Origin of the sequence: Alicyclobacillus sp. SO9, from assembly GCF_016406125.1 — a bacterium.
GTDB lineage: Bacteria > Bacillota > Bacilli > Alicyclobacillales > Alicyclobacillaceae > SO9.
This window is the reverse complement of record NZ_CP066339.1, coordinates 1,301,197-1,318,728: the sequence shown is the minus strand read 5'-3', so window position 1 is coordinate 1,318,728 and position 17,532 is coordinate 1,301,197. Positions and strand designations below refer to the sequence as shown.

The window sequence follows — 17,532 nt, the reverse complement described above, 5'->3', positions numbered from 1 at the left end:
CTTCGATACATAGCGCCTCATGGCGCACGTCGCTAACGCCGTCGGGTAAGTCGGAGGCCTTGCGACCTCCTTCTCCCCTCAGAACTGCACGTAACAGTTTACCGTTATGCAGCTCAAGCCATCCTGCAGTTTTGCTGTCGTCGTTGGCCTTCTGAGCGTTTTTCATGCCAAACCACTTGTCCATTAACAATGCTTTCCTGACCGGAAAGATAGCGTTCTGGATTGTCTGGCAAAGTATCATAGTCATTGATGGAGCGATATTTTTCGTAGCACCATCGATGCGTGACGACTACATTTTCAATCGTGTTGTGCCCACCTAATCGTTCGGGAATCATTCGAGCGAAAAGGATGTCATTATCTCCGTTGACCTGCCAGCGACGGAAGTGCTCTGCAGATATATTACATCCGCAGAGAGCACATCGTCCGTTAGTTTTGCGCACCACTTTCTTCTGGAAGCCATTCAAACGCTTGAGTAGCAGTTGTTGTCGCCTTGCCTCAAAGTATTCGTGGTCACTTGGTCGGTGAGGCGAACGGCGTCCCTGTATCTTGATGTGACGAATGATGCGAACATCAGTCATGGTGGCTAGAGTGAAGGTGCCGTCGGAGAATACCCAGTTTCGGCTTCCGATTCGGGCAAAATACCTCTGGTATAGCCACTTTGCACTCTTTTTAGGGTGACGTCGTTTTGCCCATCTCCACAGCATCTGGTTAATTCGATGGTCACAGTATGCGAAGACTTTTTTGCTGACCTGTGTGCTGTAGTAATTGCCCCACCCGCGAATAATAGGATTAAGCAGTCGAATGACCATGGATTGTTTGGCTGACTTGTTCGCGTCCAGTATACTTTTGATTTTCCGTAGAACAGCGAGTTTACTGTCCTTAGCGGGTTTAATCAATAGCTGTCCCTTGTACTTGCGGACATGGAATCCGAGGAAGTCGAATCCGTCATTGACATTGGTTATGTGAGTTTTTTCTAGGCTGAGTTCGACGCCTACGTTATCCGCAAGCCACTGGGCGATGACTGGAACGAACTGCTCTGCTTGCTCCTTCGTTTTGCACGTGACAATGAAGTCATCCGCGTAAGAGACGATGTTGATGCCAGGGTTAGCACGGCTACTTCCGAATTTCATTTGGAAGGCCTTTTGCCGCAAATCCTTCTCCATACCCTGCAGCGCGATGACCGCAATTAACGGCGAAACTAGGCCACCCTGCGGAGTGCCCCGCGTGCTTGCCTGCAGGCCTTCTTCGGGGTCGAGGACCGGGGCTTTCAACATACGCCGAACATATACACGGTCCTCCGGGGCCAATTTGGCCAAGAGTTTCGCATGGTCGACGTTGTCAAAATAGCCGCGTATGTCCCCTTCGATGACCCATGGTGCCGAGCCTGACTTGCAGAGGTTCGCGAAGACTTGACTCATGGCATCCCATGTCGATCGTTGTGGACGGAATCCGTACGTGTTGGGCGCAAACTGGATGTCCCATTCTGGTTCCATAGCCGCTTTATGAATGGCCTGACACACGCGATCATGGGTAGTTGGAATGCCGAGCGGCCTGAGTTTTCCGTTTTTCTTGACGATATACACACGCCGAACGGGTAAGAGGCGACTCTGGAGATTGACGAGTCCACTTAACTCACGTCTCTTTTCTGGCGTGGCGTAGGTCCTTCCGTCCACTCCCGGTGTATGGCGTCCACGGTTTTCTTGTGTCACGTGCCGAATGGCCAGAAGCCTGGTGTGATGGCTAGTGCGGATGAGCCACTTGTAGTGACGCACAGCTTTACGATTGTTGTGTTCGACTGCGTGGGCCAGTTGTCGCTGTAACCTGAGAACGTGACGTTCGATTCCCTTCCAATCTATCCACTCATCTGCATGCTCACTGGTATCCGCTGTTTGAGCTTCTACCCACGCGCGCATGATTGCGTCTTCGTGGACTTCGCGGGGATTCTCACGAATGTGGCCTGTTGACTCGTCTTGTGAGACGGCTTTTCGGTTCATAACAGACCACTCCTTGTATATTAAGAACAGCTGCTGAATTGGTTTACGTAAAACCATAATGTAGTTGCTCTATTAAATTTCTGTTCCTTGAAAACCTAATCAAATGTTGATAGACCTTTCTGTGACAAAGTGAGTGTTTACGACCTCGGGCTGATCTTGGGAAAATAGCCGTAGGTGTCTACCAAGGGAATGTTCCTATCCCTCCCGTTGCCCCTCATCTGAGGGTGTCTTCCGAGGAAAGATTGTTCCCCTGGCCCCATGGAATAGACCTACACGCTGACTGTTTCCCGGTCCGTCATCCCTCCTGCCAGCAGAAGGAGGCTCGTGCACCGATGACGTCTGGTGTATTCCAATAGCTCGCAAGGCTGTCGTTCATGGGTTTCCCAGGGTCATCCCGAGGTCGCAGGCATCTGCATCCCAACCTGAAGGAGGTGATTATATTGACTTCCTCCTTGTTTGTCGGAATTGATGTAGGCAGCCAAGAGAACGTGGTTTGCTGCTTAACACAGGACGATGAGAAACGACCTGTGAGTCGATTCACCGTTACCAACAATCGTCCTGGGATTTTAGAGTTTCAGGATCGTATCTCCAAGCTGGCAAAACAGAAACAGGCTGAAGAGATTCTCTTTGGTCTCGAACATACTGGATGCTACTCAACCCATGCCGCCATGTATCTGCAACGTCATTTGGACTTTGGTGTTCAGCGTAGGGTCTACGTCTTTAACCCCAGTCTTATCAGGGAGTTTAAGAAATCCCATTACCTGAGTGCCCCCAAGAACGATAGAGTAGATGCCTGGTTTATCGCAGCTAAGCTTCGGACAGGCCTTCTCCCGCATCCCTTTACCTGGAGCGAGCCGCTCATGGCGTTGCAGCGCTTGACGCGAGCCCGCTACCACCTGATGCAGGATCTGTCTAGAGAGAGCAACTTCCTCATGACGAACTTGTATCTCAAGTTCAGTGACTACAGCAGCACAGGTCCCTTTAAGAGAAACAAGCTCTCGGCAACTTCCATTGCTGTCATGGAGGAATTCGAATCCGTTGAGGAACTCTGTGAGATGCCCCTTGAGCGTCTCATTGAATTCCTTGTGGCACATGGCAAGAACCGATTCGAAAATCCTGAGGTCGTTGCTAAAGTGCTACAGAAGGCTGCTCGCTCCTCGTACCGGCTACCCCAGTCGATGTCGGACTCGGTCAATCTCGCAATGGCTTCTAGTATTCGCGTGATTCGAACGGTACAAGAGCAACTGAAGGCACTACGCAAAGGAATTGAGGACCACTTGGCGACGATCCCGCAAACCCTTGATTCCATTCCCGGTATCGGTCCCATTCTTGCTTCCGGCATTGTAGCTGAGCTGGATGTAAGCCAGTTTAAGAGCCACGCGGAAGCCGCTAAACACGCCGGGCTCGCTTGGACCGTTCACCAGTCCGGGAAATTCACAGCCAACCGAACTCGACTGATTCATTCTGGCAACCGCTACCTCAAGTACTACATGGTTGAAGCGGCAAACAGTGTCCGGGTGCACGACCCTGTTTTCGCCGAGTACTATGCCAAGAAGAGAGCGGAGCCAAAGGAATTTGCCGAGGGACGTACCCTTGCGCTTACAGCCCGGAAACTGATGCGAGTGGTCTTCTATCTGCTAAAGACCAACCGACTTTACACTCCGGAAGGAGGGGTCCGACAACGCGCATAAACTTACCGCGATCGACCTCTATCCACCAGTTCCTAGGTTTTTCACCATATTTTAAAAATCTAGGTAGGGTGGGCTTAGTTGAGTATTGCTAATTTTGGCACCACGTCCAACGTAGTAGCAATTCGACAAATATTATGTCACCTTAGGGCCTTGACATCGTACCGCTGCTCTTTCGTCTCATGCTGCAGGATTTCCGGCTGGATGACCTTGGGCAAGTCTGCACGCTTTCGCGTCAGGGCATCTTAGCATGTCCGCTACCCTTATCTGTCCCATTACAAGACAGCTTTTGCTTTTTGCCCGTTCCTCTACCCCCTAGGGAGTTCGGCTTCACTTACGTTCCGCTTACTGTCCATACAGGACAGACCCCGTGGGGCTTACCTTGTTCCGTCGACAACCCGTCTCTGAAGTGTTTAGGTACCCCGAGTCCCGCGGTAGCGCTTAGAACTGCGAATCGCCAAAACGGGAGTGACGATTCCGGCTACTTGCCTTTTGGCTCAAGCGTGTCATGGTGTTTCGCTTGTCTTGCGTAACGCGGTTTATATGGGGTTCACTGGTGTTCACCATGCACTTCTCAACCTAGCTCCGGCCAGAATTCACCCTATCTGGCGCGGCTACATTGTTCCGTGAGCTATCGCAAGACGGCGTTACCACTGTCCCACGTCACGGTAGGTTCGCATCCGCAGTTCTGGACGGGCGGATTTGCACCGCATGATTCCCGACGACTTTCAAGTCGCAGCCCATAAGCGCAATAAAATCTCTATCAAAGAAAGGGCTAGAAAAGCTATCAAAGTCCTGAAGATCACCCGACAGATGAATCGTAACAGTATATACAATTTGTCCTTTTCTTTCTCGACCTATAATATTTGTGATCCTCATTGACAGTCATATTTAGATATGAAAATATATTAGACGGGAATTTGTAACCACTGAATTTATTAAAAGCGTATCAAAATCAAGTTTGTCGTTTTCGATATGAGTTCAGAAAGGGTGAGCTATTTTGGAACTTTTTCTCTCCGAAGATCAAGACCTGCAAACAGAATTATATGCTAAGTTCTTTCATGGTCTTTCAAACCCAACACGATTAAAAATCACGGAAATGCTACTGGATGGAGAGCAGACTGTAAGTGAATTGGTTCAACGACTCAATATATCCCAGGGACAAGTATCCAATCATTTAGCCTGTCTGAAATGGTGCGGTTATGTCAGTTCTCGGCAGAGCGGAAAATACGTCTTTTATCGAATTGCAGATGAGCGCGTCCGAACGATATTGCAACTTGCGAAGGGTATTGTGGCTGACAATGCAGCGCACATCAGCAGTTGCACGCGGATGTAAAAGGGGGGGTTATGCGCGATGAAGTATGCTATAGGGCTTACTGCGGTTGCCGTCACATCACTACTGGCAGGATGCGGAACGAACGCAGGGCAAGCTAGAACTGGAAAGGTACAATCCCCCACTTCAAGCCACGAGTTACAGTTTAAAGCTGCCGATGGGAAAACCGTCTCTGTCAACCCGAATCAAAAAACCATCTTGTATTTTATGTCTCCGAGTTGCGGTTCCTGCGTTGCTGGCGAAAAGCGTTTTGCCAAAGACCGTTCGCAAATTCACGCAAAACTGATTTCAATTGACGTTCAAGGATTTAATACGCCAAAGGAAATCCAGAATTTCAAACATTCTGTTGGGGCAAATTGGACACACGTGATTGACAAGCAGAGTAAGTGGGTGAACCATTTCAAAATTCAATCGTTGGATACTGTGATCGTCCTTTATCATCATAAGCAAATTTACAAGGGAATTGCTCCTTCCCTACAAAAGATTCAAAAGGTGATATCTACATGAGCTATTTAAGCGGACTTCCCGTCGTACTCGCAGCAGGAATTCTGGCGACATTTAATCCTTGTGGTGTCGCTATGTTACCCTCTTATATTGTCTATTTAATCGGCGGCGAAAAAAAACGGGCATGGGATGGACTTTGGGCAGGTTTGTTGATGACTGTCGGGTTTCTTGGCATTTTTATCGTAGCTGGGTTTCTCTCATCTTTGGTTGCTTCCGTACTAGGTACCTTGGTAGCTTGGCTTGCTTTTCTGGTCGGGGTATTCTTTATTATTTTTGGGATATTAATGATATTCGGTAAGAATGTGCTTGCTTTAGAGTTAAGAGGCACGAATCAGAACCTACGCCGAGGGTCAAAAATTTCATTTATTCTCTATGGTGTGTTATATGCATTGGGTTCTCTAGGGTGTACGTTACCTCTATTCGCTGTTTTAGTCCTTTCCTCTTTCCATGCTGGTGATTTTGCGAAAGGTATGTGGGATTTTATTCTCTACGCGTTGGGTATGGGCGTAGTAGTCACCGGAATTTCCATAGGAGCGACATTGTCACAACAAGTGGTTATGAAATGGGTGAGAATGGGCGCCCGATGGATGGGACGACTGAGTGGTCTCATCACTTTTGCCACAGGTGTGTACCTCGTTATGTACTGGTTTCCATACATTCATATGTGATGCAGAATTTTAACGGAGGGATTTCATATGACTGAATCAAGCAGCAAAAAGCACATTCGACTCGTCGTAGATGGAATGACTTGTGATGATTGTGAACGCCATGTGTCCCATGCGCTTAAAAGCGTGGGAGCTGACAATATATCGGCTAGTTTTCGCCGCAATGAAGCTACATTTGAACTGACAGACCTCAATCAGCTTGATGCTGCGAAACAGGCGATTACGGATACAGGGTACAAGCCTGGTGACGCTACCGTCTTCAGCGATCCACAGCCCAGCGTTCTACCCGACACTGGTGGGAACTTCGACTACGACTTGCTTATCATCGGGTCAGGCGGTTCAGCATTCTCAGCGGCAATTCAAGCCGTGTCGTATGGTGCGAAAGTTGCCATGGTGGAGCGGGGAACCGTCGGTGGAACATGTGTCAACATTGGCTGTGTCCCCTCAAAAAACATGCTTCGTGCGGGTGAAATCAATCATCTGGCAGCGCAAAATCCATTCCAAGGGCTTAACACATCCGCTGAGCCTGTAGATTTAGGGAAACTTATCGACCGTAAAGATGAGTTGGTCGGAGCACTCCGCCAACAGAAGTATATTGACTTGATTGACGAATACGGTTTTGAATTCATTCAGGGCGAGGCTCGTTTTGTAGATGAGGCGACCGTTGAAGTGAACGGGCGAAAGATCAAGGCTCGAAACTTCCTGATTTCGACCGGAGCATCACCTGCTGTGCCCAATATTCCTGGATTGAAAGACGTGGATTACCTAGTCAGCACCACGGCACTTGAACTTAAGGAACTGCCCAAACGGTTGGCTGTCATTGGTTCTGGATATATCGCCATGGAGCTTGGTCAGATGTTCCACAATCTTGGTGCAGAGGTTACCCTGATGCAGCGGGGTGCTCGTGTATTGAAGTCGTACGATCCAGAAATTTCGGAGGCGGTCACCACGGCGTTGACGGATCAAGGAATCAATATCATCACCGGTGCGACATTTCATCGTGTCGAGCAGGACGGAGATCTCAAACGGGTATATCTCACGGTGAATGGTCAGGAGGAAGTTGTCGAAGCGGAAGCCTTGCTCGTTGCAACAGGTCGTCAGCCCAATACTGAAGCGTTAAATCTGAGTGCAGCAAATGTACGAGTTGGTGATAGCGGTGAAGTTCTGGTGAATGACTATCTTCGCACGAGTAATCACCAGATTTATGCGGCAGGCGACGTTACCATGGGACCCCAATTCGTGTATGTAGCAGCTTATGAAGGTGGAGTTGTAGCAAAGAACGCACTGGCTGGCAGCGAAGAAAGGGTCGATTTGACAGCCGTTCCTGGTGTCACATTTACACATCCTGCAGTTGCGACCGTTGGGCTTACAGAAGATCAGGCACAATCCAGTGGATACGCGGTTTTAACTTCCGTCCTTCCGCTTGATGCTGTACCTCGGGCTCTGGTCAATCGAGAGACGACTGGCGTATTCAAGCTCGTAGCGGATGCAAAGACACGGAAGATCCTCGGTGTCCATGTGGTGGCGGAAAACGCAGGTGATGTCATATACTCCGGCGTGCTCGCAGTGAAGTTTGGACTGACCATCGAAGATCTGCGGTCAACGCTTGCCCCATATCTAACCATGACGGAAGGGATAAAGCTGGCAGCACTGACCTTCGACAAAGACGTATCAAAGCTTTCATGCTGTGCTGGTTGAATGAAGAACAAAACTAATGACGCTACAATAAACAAGGAGGGAATATCCCTCCTTGTACGTAGCAATAACGTTCAATTCTCCTCGTAACAACTTCAAGTCAGACTTTCAAACTCAAGCAATGGAGCTTTGCAAAGGCACACTGGAACATATCTTAACACCCTACCGATAGGTTTCGCAACGACAACTTCGGAGCTGATTCCATACGCAACTTGAACACTATGATGCTTGATTTGCCAGTAGCTCTCATTCAAATAACTCAGCAAATTTACTGGTCTGCACCCGCCCACTATCTTAGGTTGAATCGCATGAATGCGATCCCAAGTCATTGATACAAACCGACTTAACATTCCCTTTCCGAAAGTTAGACTGACCAGACAAAGCAAACCTTCCGGCTTAAGCACCCGTTGGGCTTCCTCAACAAAAGCATCAATATGAGAGGGTGAGAGTAAATCCAAAACATAATTCGAAACAACTCGATCGCAAGAACGGTTTGAAGCGGGAAGGTGAATAGAACCGTCAGTTAGTATGACTTCTGCACGTTGGTCATAGTCATTCAGACGTGTTCGGGCGAGATCAACCATGATTGAACTCGTATCCAACCCCAAATATGTAGCGTGTGGAGGTAAGGACTTCACTAACAACTGCTTCGCAAATCGACCCGTGCCAGACCCGAATTCAATCACCGACTCAGCGGTCCCAAAATGTGATTCACGAATGAGCTCTTCTAGAGCGGGATCTTCATAAAAGCTCTGTGAATCCTGTTTTGCTCCGAAGCTGTCATAGTACTGACGAGCTTCATCGACGGTTAACAATCTTCTAGCCGACATATAACCTCACCTCAGATTGACAACTTTAGCTCGTCATCAATTACACGAGACACCGAGTCATTAACTAATTATACCATTTCTCTCGGAAATACAGGCTGGATCTATATTGCACTTAGCTCCCATAAGTCCAAGATGAATCAGTAAGCGACCAAGCATATTTATGCAGCGAACAACTAGTTTTTTGCAGTAACATCTATCGACCATGTGAGTTCATTCTTTCTGTTTTCGTACCAACTGGGTGACGTATCTCTGTAGTGATTCGTCATCCATGCTGCGGTTTCCCGCACCCAGTCTCTCATTGGAGTCGGTTTGACTCCCAATTCCTGTTCAGCTTTTGAAACATCAAATGCTACTGGATATGGCAACGAAATCCGATAGAATCCACCCGCTCTTATATTTAGAGTTTCCTCAGGAGCGTAGTGAACTTCTGTATGTCGTCCAGCCTCGGTTGCCATCATGTCAATATACTCTTCATACGTCCACAACTCTGGTTGTCCAATGTTATACACGGCATAATCTGCCGTAGCATGCTGCATGACGGCGATAATTGCTTTGGCGACATCGCCTGAGAAGGAAAGTTGGCAAGGACCGGCCTTGTGCCTGGCACTGTCCGGCAACCATATGGGGCCGCCGTCGATGACTCGCAACCAAAACCATGCAAAGCGTCCGTCTTCTGTATTGGGTCCTACCATCTGAAGCAAGGGGCGAATCACAGTGATTTTGATACCGTATCTCTCTCGATGTTGACGAAGCCAACGTTCCATCCGCTGTTTGTCATAAACGTAGCGGTCATGAGCATTGTTAGGAGTTCTCTCTGGCAGTTCGTCGTCAAAAGACGCATCACTTTCTCTGAGAGGACGTGAAGGTTCTGCCAAGGAACGCTCGAGTTGCGGGTAGACAAAAGCCGTACTGGTAACAATGTAGTGATTTATTCTACCTCGCAAACCATCTAACAGGCTTTTACAATCTTCAGGTGTATACGCCACATTGTCGATTACAACGTCATATTCACCTAAAAGTCCTTGCTCTTCAAAAGCTGTAGACCGATCAACAGTAATATGAGTTACGTTCCTTTCAGCTATTGGTTTGTTACCACGGGACATAACGGTAACAGTATTTCCCTCTTGCACAAGCAGAGGTACCAGATAATAGCCAATAAGTCCAGAGCCCCCAATTAGAAGTACCTTCATAATCATCCACCTCTCCGCAAACTCCACTCACTAAGAGAGTACAATACAAATAATGGAAAAAACAGTCTGCAAATCGGAGGTAAAAGGATGTATAATGAAGGTATGGGAGGATAATCTTTACTTAACTAAGCTGCCCTTGAGCCTGACGCTCGTATCTCTTCTACGCCGAGGTCTGTAAATGCGTAATCGTAAACGAGTGACCTCGCTTCTCTTGTGTATCCTTTTCTCCAAAATGGTTTCGCAATGCGTTGTGCGTCAAGTGTGACTAGGCGTTGTTCGTCCGATATAAATGGGACGCCAATCCAGTATATCCCGACCATCTTATCTGTTATAGACTCCCTGATACACCAAGCAAAAATCTCAGGATGATTGGCATAGGTTGCTAAAACAACATCCCTAACTTCATCTACATCGATCGGGATGTTGTTACCTGTCCACAAATGCATTTCCGGCTCTTGCATCGCCTCAAACCATTCCTGAGCATCTCGTTCAACGTCAATTGGGCGAAGTGTCACACGTTGTCCTTCAAGACTCTTCATTGGCGTACCCATAGATTCCCTCCACGTGAGGTTCTTACGTCATCCTGCCCGCTTGTCCCGGAAGCAAACAGTATCAAGAATTAATATTCGTGCAGCTCCAGCGACAGTCGGCTTCCGTTCCGCAGGGCACATAGTGCTTAAACACACGTCAACTAAACTTTGCGGCAGACTTGAATATAGACGCAGCTTCGCCTTTACTTAGAATACCTTCGTGCCTAATAACAATCTTCCCACCGGAACTGATAACGTACGTGTCAGGCAGTCCTATCACATCATATTCGCTGCCAAAACTGTTCTCTTGGTTGTCCAGCAATACGGGGTACGTTAAATTATGCTTTCTGACGAATTTCTTAACACCAGATACTGTATCCATGGTGTCCACACCAACAAAGGTTACTTTGCCTTGGTACTGCTTGCTTAACTTCTGCAGTTCTGGGGCTTCTTTGTTACAGGGAGCACACCATGATGCGAACGCGTTTAAAATCACTGGATGCCCCTTTGCCAACAGAGACTTTAGAGAAACTTTTTTACTTGTGTCTAGCTCCGTCAGGGAAAAGCTCGGAGCCATCGGTTTCCTGGAGACCTGCTTGCTTGTGGAGTTTTGGATTTCGTTTACTTTATTACCCACGTTGACCTGCGCCGGCGAGCCACAACCGCTTACAGTTAGTGTGAGAAGAGCAATACTCGAAATCAACAGCGTTTTCAACAGGTCTCGCCTCCGTTGGCTATATCTATTATTAGGATAGGACTCTACCATGGTCCAACGAGTGTCACGGGGAGATCCCCTGACGCGATGGAAACAGTGTTTCTTGGAGGTGTGTATCTATGTCGATTTAATGTTCAAACCAGAGAATGTGTCGGCACTCCTCACATGTCAAGGTGACCGCCTCCCAATCTGGACGAAACTGACCAATTCCCTTCTCAACACGTGCTTCATCTTTCCAGAATTTATCGTGACCACAAATTGGACAAAAGAGCTGTTTCTCTTTGATCAAAAAGCTTTTTGCATCTTTTTTGCCCATTGAATACCCCTTCCGCGAATAGTTCGGACGTTAGCTTGACACCTGATTTAAGCCAACATGGAGACATCATGTCTGTTGTCTACGCCGACCTATTTTGTTCAATTTGCCAGACTTCTTCTTCAACATAGCTGCCCCTAAGTTTAGAGCCGATGCCACAATTAAATTCTCGCCGTTACAGTAGGTAAATCAGGAACACGAATAAAGTTGCTTTATTTCGCGAAAGGAACTCAGAAGAGTGAGAGAACTTGTTCTCAGGCATTTGACGACCAATATTGCGATATGAATCAAGGCGATTTGTATGTTTATAAGTATTGCTGAACGTTTATGCGACGAAAATCATGGTGGACGTAAATCGTCAGTGTGACATTAGACATAAATACGCCACGGAACCCTCTTTGGTAGAATAAAGTCGACGAAAACCTACCTACAAAGGAGAAGAACCATGGCGCTATCTAGTATATCACGACAAACGCAATCGTGTTTGCTTCCCCTCCCGTTGATTTCTCGTCAGTGGGAACAATATCTGGACGTTCCGTTCGTGATCCCCGCACTGACTTTCCCTTGGGACATCTTTCGAGACATTGAGCAAGAATACTACCAACATCTGTATGACTCGTTACGTGAGAAACGGATGAATCGGTCAGATAGAGGCGCCAGCCTCACTGACTCTGCTCTTGACCTAGGACTCGCAACCCCAACCGAACAAACTGCTGATACCTCGACCGTCAGACGAAGCCGCTCAGGCCGCAAGCCTCATGATTTTATGCCTATGATGCGGTCGTTTGAGCTGGCTCGGTTGCTATACGTCGAAAGCATGGCAGAGAGTGTTTACCTGCAAGTTCGCTCAAACCCGTTATTTGCTGAAGCTTGTGGGTTCACAGGCAAACTCCCCAGTTACCGCTCATTTGCCCGCTTCGACGAAATCATGACAAACTTCGGATTATGGGATAAGGCTCGACGACGAGTCGTTGAATTCAATTTGAACCAGGGTGTGCTAGAGGCTGAAGACACGTTGGTGGCTGACACGACACACGTTGAAGCAGAAGCGACATACGGAGAACAGATGAAAATCTGAGGGCACAAAGAAGATTGTGATTGTGCCATGGTACCCACAGAAGACAACGTAGGCATTGTCCGTAAGAGTAACGCCGTGTCCTATATTGGCCACAAAGTTTCTTTACTCAGTGGCGCTAAGGGACAGATTCCACTTACTCGAGAGGTATGCAAGGGCGGGGAATACGATGCCTTCACTTTGCTGCCTACACTTGAGAGATTCAAGTCTGAATTTGAGGAACTGGCACAGCCTGTGCAATACGTGCTTGCCGATGGAATTTACCAGAGTCCCAGGAACCAGCAGACAACAAAGGATGTGCTTGGGGCGAAGCTGGTTGCTCCCATTAATCCCAGGGGCCGGCAGGACAAACCGAGCGATATCCGTGGCATGGATATGATTGACCGTTACGGGGTACCCCATTGTATTGTTGGACACAAGATGGTATTGAAGGGGTGCGACCTCAAAAAGCAACAGTACATATTCACGTATCCAGTTCACAATCCTCAGGCAACACAGGCAGGGCTTGTCTGCCCTCACCACAAGCACATTGAATGCTGCGGCGGTGCCACGCAAGGCCGGGTACTCCGGGTTGATTTTTCGACGACACCTCAGGTCGACCCTGAGTTCCCACAGCACAGCCGTACGTTCGATACGTTGTATGACGCCCGAACAGGGATTGAGCGAATTATTGGAATGCTGAAGGATGGGTACAGTTTACGGCGTGTACACAAACGTGGACGTAAGGCGGTAGAGGCACACGTCGACCAAGCTATCCTCTGTATGCACGTGATGGCCTACTGCGCTTACGCTCAAACCGGCACAGTAAATCGAGGCTGGACACGAAGTAGACTGAGGCGGGCTCAATGAAAACTACTACCCACAAAAACTGAGGCTGGCGGACCTTATTCTCAGCTTTCCTACGCCCATTTTTTCCGACAGGAACGAACACCCACGGTCCTTCAGTAACAGAACGCCCCAACCGGTCGAGTTCTGGGCCATTTGACCGCTCTTCGCATTACTCCCATGTCCTCAGTAATTTTGGCATCGGCTCTTACATAAGAGTACCATGAACAGATTGTATAAATATGTATCTATGTTCCGCATGAAGCCCCCAAATTTGATACAATCCGCCGCTTTAATTAGCGATGCGTTTGTATATCTCGTACCCATAGCTGTCCCCTCGAGTAAAATTCCGAGCACGATGGTATCGGTTAGAGAAAAAAAGATGGGTTCCCCATATAGGGAAACCTCATCTATTTTGTCATTGTGATTTGCTTTTTGAGATGTTCTACCTACTCCAGTGTCTTCTTGCGTCTCTGCCACCAGAGCACCAGCCCACCTGTCAGGGTACTGAGCAATCCGCCTGCAGCCCACGGAAATGCAGGAAACCCTGTCACAGGTTTTGTGGCTTGCGGCACTGGTTTTGGTTTGGGCTGCAACACCACGAAATCCGGGTCTGTGGTAAATGTGATGACCGCTTTCCCCTTGGTCACTGTGGCTGTGACCGGAATCAACTTCCCGTTCACAATCTTGTACACCTTCGATTGTGGCGTGATGCCTGCATTCAACAGTGTGAAGGACAACGGGTGGGTCGGGGTGTCGTTCCTGTCGAAGTTCACTCCGTATGCAGCCACCATGTTCCAGCCCGATGGAACCAGGTTCGACGGGACTGTCCCGGTCGTAATGTCCATCTGCAACGGGTTCTTAAATGTGCCTGATACAATCACCAATGTGGCCGTCGTATGGTTGCCTTTTGCCGTGAGTGTGCCGCCACTATTGCCGACCACCTGCTTCGTGGATGTCGTCTTCAAGTAACCTGTGGGTGCCGTCGGAATCACGTATAGACTCATCTGCTTAGTGGTTGTGGTGCCTGTGTGACCCTTGATTTGAACAGTGAAGTGAAAGGTTCCACTTTGTTGTGGTGTCCCAACCAGACCCCCATCGGATTGCAGTGTCAAGCCGTTTGGTAAGGAACCATCAGCTATGGAGAAGGTGTACGGCGACATACCACCTGATGCTTGGAGTTTCTGGCTGTATGATGTTCCTTCTAGTACATTCGGTAGTGAAGGAGACGTTGATACGGACGGGTCAACTCTCCATTGGGCGTACAGCATGACGTTTGTGGTACCGATGGTCAGCGTGCTGCCTGTTGCATAACCCGTTCCAGTGCCATCAGCCTTCGTGTTCCAGCCTGCAAAGGTATAGCCCGTCTTAGTCAGGTTGCTCGCGTTTCCCAGCACTCTGGCAAGTGACCCATTCGCATAGATGTTGCTGTCTGTCGGCACCGTGCCGCTTGTGCTTCCATTTCCGTTGTATGTCACCGTATGGCCGACTGCCCTTGAAACCTTCAGTGTATAAGTTTTCTGTGTAACTCCATCCTGTGCAGTCACCACAATGGAGATGGTGTTACTTCCGACCGTCAATGCGACTGGACCTGAAGCACTTCCGCTCGTCAGCGACTTCCCATTCACTGTGACCGCAGCAGTATTGTCGGACACGGTTGGCGTCACGGTGATGGAACTCACGCTATTTGCCACACTCGCTGTATAGCTCGTTGTCCCAGAAGCAAATGTTGGACTCAAACTGCCATTGGACAGCGTCAAACCGCTCAAGTTGGCGTTGCTGCTCTTCGCGCGGTTTACATCAACTGTGTAGGTATTGGTTGTCGTTCCGTCTTGTGCTGTCACCACCACCAGAATCGGGTTGCTTCCAACGGTCAAGGCGACTGGGCCCGAAGCACTTCCGCTCGTCACCGACTTCCCATTCACCGTGACCGCAGCAGTATTGTCAGACACGGTTGGGATCACGGTGATGGAACTCACGCTATTTGCCACACTCGCTGCGTAGCTCGTTGTCCCGGATGTAAACGTTGGACTCAAACTGCCGCTGGATAGCGTCAAACCGCTCAAGTTGGCGTTACTGCTCGCCGGCGCTCTATTTACGTCAACCGTGTAGGTTTTCGTCGTCGTGCCGTCTTTCGCGATCACCACGACTGTAATCGGGTTGCTTCCAACGGTCAGTGGAATACTGCCTGACGTACTGCCGCTTGCCACGGTGTTGCCATCGACTTTCACAGTATCCCCAGGGTCTCCCACAGTTGGTGTCACCGTGATGGAACTCACGCTATATGCCACACTGTCGGTGTAGCTTGTTGTCCCGCTCGCAAAAGGAGATGACAGCGTCCCTTGGTTTAGACTCAGGCCGCTTAAAGTCGGCTCGATAGAAAAAGACTGCTGCGTCGCATACACTGCCGTATTATAAGTATCCTTTGCACTCACGTGCAAGGTGTAGGTTCCAGCGGCCAGTCCAGCAAGGGAAATCGGGTAATTGATTGATTGGGCGCCGCCGGTAGCGTACACGGTAGAGGTGAGACTGGCTACGGAAACATTCGAGTGGTTGAAAATGTCATATTTCATAGTGATAGGTTCTCCGATGCTTCCGTCAACTAGCGAACTGGTCACTGACAACGTATCCTTCGCGGCCGAATGACCATACGTCGTCGGCGCGAGCGGATTCACAGTAAGACTTGGCTTGAACCCAAGCAAATAGGGTGTCGTGCTCCCGGATCGAATCCCCCACGAGGGTCCTGTAATGGTGATGGTATTTGCATATATTTGATTATTATTGTGATCCGTATAATGAAGCGTCAAACCTTGAAATGCCCCATTGGTGATAGTTACCGTTGACTGACCGGGACTAACAGACACATTTTGTGAGTGTCCACTAGAATCACTGAGCGTTATTGTACCAATCGTATTTTCTAGATATTTATAAGTTATTTTGTTTCCTTTCGTGATTGCCGCCCCTGTGGTACCGGATACCGTGACTGAATTAAGATTAGTAGGAAATGTTTTTGGACTGGGAATTCCAACTGTTGCCGAGGTCGTAAAATCCCACCCGGAACCGTAGGTCGATTGTAGTTCCATATTCGATAACGACTGCACGGAAGATCCAGTGACGGAGCTCCATCCTTTTACATTGTAAGCACTTAATGGAGAAACATTCGTATAACTATCACTCACACTTCCATGGTTATATGCCACAACTCCGGCCTTAGCGCCACTGCCAACACTCACACTTCCGGTGAAATAGGCATTCGAAATGGAACTTTCGTTGTCTCCCACTAATCCGCCGGCATTAGAAGCGCTCCCTCCCCTCACACTCCCGATGGCAAAGGCGTTTGTAATGGATCCGTAGTTCATTCCCACTAAACCGCCGGCAGGGACGTTTGATCCGGTTGATTTCACGCTCCCGGAGACATAGGCATTTGTAATGCTTCCAAAGCTTTCTCCCACTAACCCACCGACATAACCGGTACCGGCTACATTCACGCTAGTCAATCCGACGTTTTCAATAGTTCCAGCTTTAAGAATATAACCGAAGAAACCTGTATAAAACGTCTTATTATTGATGGTTACATGGGATATCGTATAGCCGCCACCGTCGAATGTGCCGGTAAATGAAATACTGCTGCTCCCAAACGGGACCCAGTTGTAACCACTGAGGTCAATATTGCTCATCAACAAATAGTTCCGAGACAACCACGTAGAAGTCTGGTGCTCATCGATGTATTCTAGTTGTCCAACCGAAGTGATTTCGTAATATGTTTTTCCACCGAGATTAGTGGTCTGCGTAGGCGCAGAAACCGTTGTGCCTGCAAAAGCGGATGGTGCAGGTGTAAGCAGCATCACCCACCCAGCTGCCATAAGAGCAGCACCACTTCGTAGCCAATGCTTGCGTTTTTTCACATTTTTCTCCCCTTTAATGAGTGCACGTCGTTATCCGTTCTTGGTTATCGGGTTATTCCAACACGTTGGGGGATTATCACGAAAGTAATTCCACACTTGCTCTTGGAGTGGTCCACATAGGGAGGTAGGAATTGCAGATATGATTCTTCACTTGTTACACCACTTTCGACCCCAGTTGAACATATTTGACATGCACAATTATACTATAAAATATCAATAACGACATATGTCCAAACGAGATTAGTAATAAGCCTTATTTGATAACCTCAC

General features: G+C 48.5%; 14 protein-coding genes. 7 read left to right on the top strand and 7 right to left on the bottom strand.

Going from position 1 to position 17,532, the window contains the following annotated elements; genetic code table 11:
• Positions 1-113 precede the first annotated feature (113 nt).
• Positions 114-1,994, bottom strand: coding sequence for a group II intron reverse transcriptase/maturase (gene ltrA, locus GI364_RS05820; RefSeq protein WP_198852737.1), 1,881 nt, complete (start codon positions 1,992-1,994; stop codon positions 114-116).
• A 440-nt stretch (positions 1,995-2,434) separates the two neighbouring features.
• Here ltrA and GI364_RS05815 point away from each other — a divergent pair, with 440 nt between their 5' ends.
• From GI364_RS05815 to merA, 5 genes are all read left to right on the top strand, one after another.
• Positions 2,435-3,685, top strand: coding sequence for an IS110 family RNA-guided transposase (locus GI364_RS05815; protein ID WP_198849677.1), 1,251 nt, complete (start codon positions 2,435-2,437; stop codon positions 3,683-3,685).
• 997 nt (positions 3,686-4,682) lie between these two features.
• Positions 4,683-5,018, top strand: coding sequence for an ArsR/SmtB family transcription factor (locus tag GI364_RS05810; protein WP_198852736.1), 336 nt, complete (start codon positions 4,683-4,685; stop codon positions 5,016-5,018).
• 18 nt (positions 5,019-5,036) lie between these two features.
• Positions 5,037-5,522 (top strand): TlpA family protein disulfide reductase, encoded by a 486-nt coding sequence (locus tag GI364_RS05805; protein ID WP_198852735.1) that lies wholly within the window; start codon positions 5,037-5,039, stop codon positions 5,520-5,522.
• A complete protein-coding gene (locus GI364_RS05800; RefSeq protein WP_198852734.1) occupies positions 5,519-6,187 on the top strand; it encodes a cytochrome c biogenesis CcdA family protein in 669 nt (222 codons plus the stop codon). Before GI364_RS05805 ends, GI364_RS05800 begins: the two co-directional genes overlap by 4 nt.
• A gap of 27 nt (positions 6,188-6,214) precedes the next feature.
• Positions 6,215-7,882: a mercury(II) reductase gene (gene merA / locus GI364_RS05795; protein WP_198852733.1), complete on the top strand. Its 1,668-nt coding sequence runs from the start codon at positions 6,215-6,217 to the stop codon at positions 7,880-7,882.
• 92 nt (positions 7,883-7,974) lie between these two features.
• On the opposite strand, the gene GI364_RS05790 is transcribed toward merA, so the two are convergent.
• From GI364_RS05790 to GI364_RS05770, 5 genes are all read right to left on the bottom strand, one after another.
• On the bottom strand, positions 7,975-8,709 hold the full coding sequence (locus GI364_RS05790; protein WP_198852732.1) for a class I SAM-dependent methyltransferase: 735 nt from the start codon (positions 8,707-8,709) through the stop codon (positions 7,975-7,977).
• Positions 8,710-8,882: 173 nt separating this feature from the next.
• Positions 8,883-9,899: an NAD-dependent epimerase/dehydratase family protein gene (locus GI364_RS05785; protein ID WP_198852731.1), complete on the bottom strand. Its 1,017-nt coding sequence runs from the start codon at positions 9,897-9,899 to the stop codon at positions 8,883-8,885.
• A gap of 125 nt (positions 9,900-10,024) precedes the next feature.
• Entirely contained in the window at positions 10,025-10,450 is a 426-nt protein-coding gene (locus GI364_RS05780) for a GNAT family N-acetyltransferase (RefSeq protein WP_198852730.1), read from the bottom strand.
• Positions 10,451-10,586: 136 nt separating this feature from the next.
• Complete coding sequence (locus tag GI364_RS05775; protein WP_198852729.1) at positions 10,587-11,144, bottom strand: TlpA family protein disulfide reductase; 558 nt, start codon at positions 11,142-11,144, stop codon at positions 10,587-10,589.
• 127 nt (positions 11,145-11,271) lie between these two features.
• Positions 11,272-11,460, bottom strand: coding sequence for a hypothetical protein (locus GI364_RS05770; RefSeq protein WP_198852728.1), 189 nt, complete (start codon positions 11,458-11,460; stop codon positions 11,272-11,274).
• Between the two features lie 442 nt (positions 11,461-11,902).
• On the opposite strand from GI364_RS05770, the gene GI364_RS24850 reads away from it, so the two are divergent.
• Both GI364_RS24850 and GI364_RS24845 read left to right on the top strand, forming a co-directional pair.
• Positions 11,903-12,535: a hypothetical protein gene (locus GI364_RS24850; protein ID WP_233096029.1), complete on the top strand. Its 633-nt coding sequence runs from the start codon at positions 11,903-11,905 to the stop codon at positions 12,533-12,535.
• A gap of 27 nt (positions 12,536-12,562) precedes the next feature.
• A complete protein-coding gene (locus GI364_RS24845; protein WP_233096028.1) occupies positions 12,563-13,381 on the top strand; it encodes a transposase in 819 nt (272 codons plus the stop codon).
• Positions 13,382-13,806: 425 nt separating this feature from the next.
• Here the strand turns inward: GI364_RS24845 and GI364_RS05760 are convergent, their stop codons facing one another.
• Positions 13,807-17,262, bottom strand: a complete 3,456-nt coding sequence (locus tag GI364_RS05760; RefSeq protein ID WP_198852727.1) for a cadherin-like beta sandwich domain-containing protein — start codon at positions 17,260-17,262, stop codon at positions 13,807-13,809.
• Positions 17,263-17,532 lie beyond the last annotated feature (270 nt).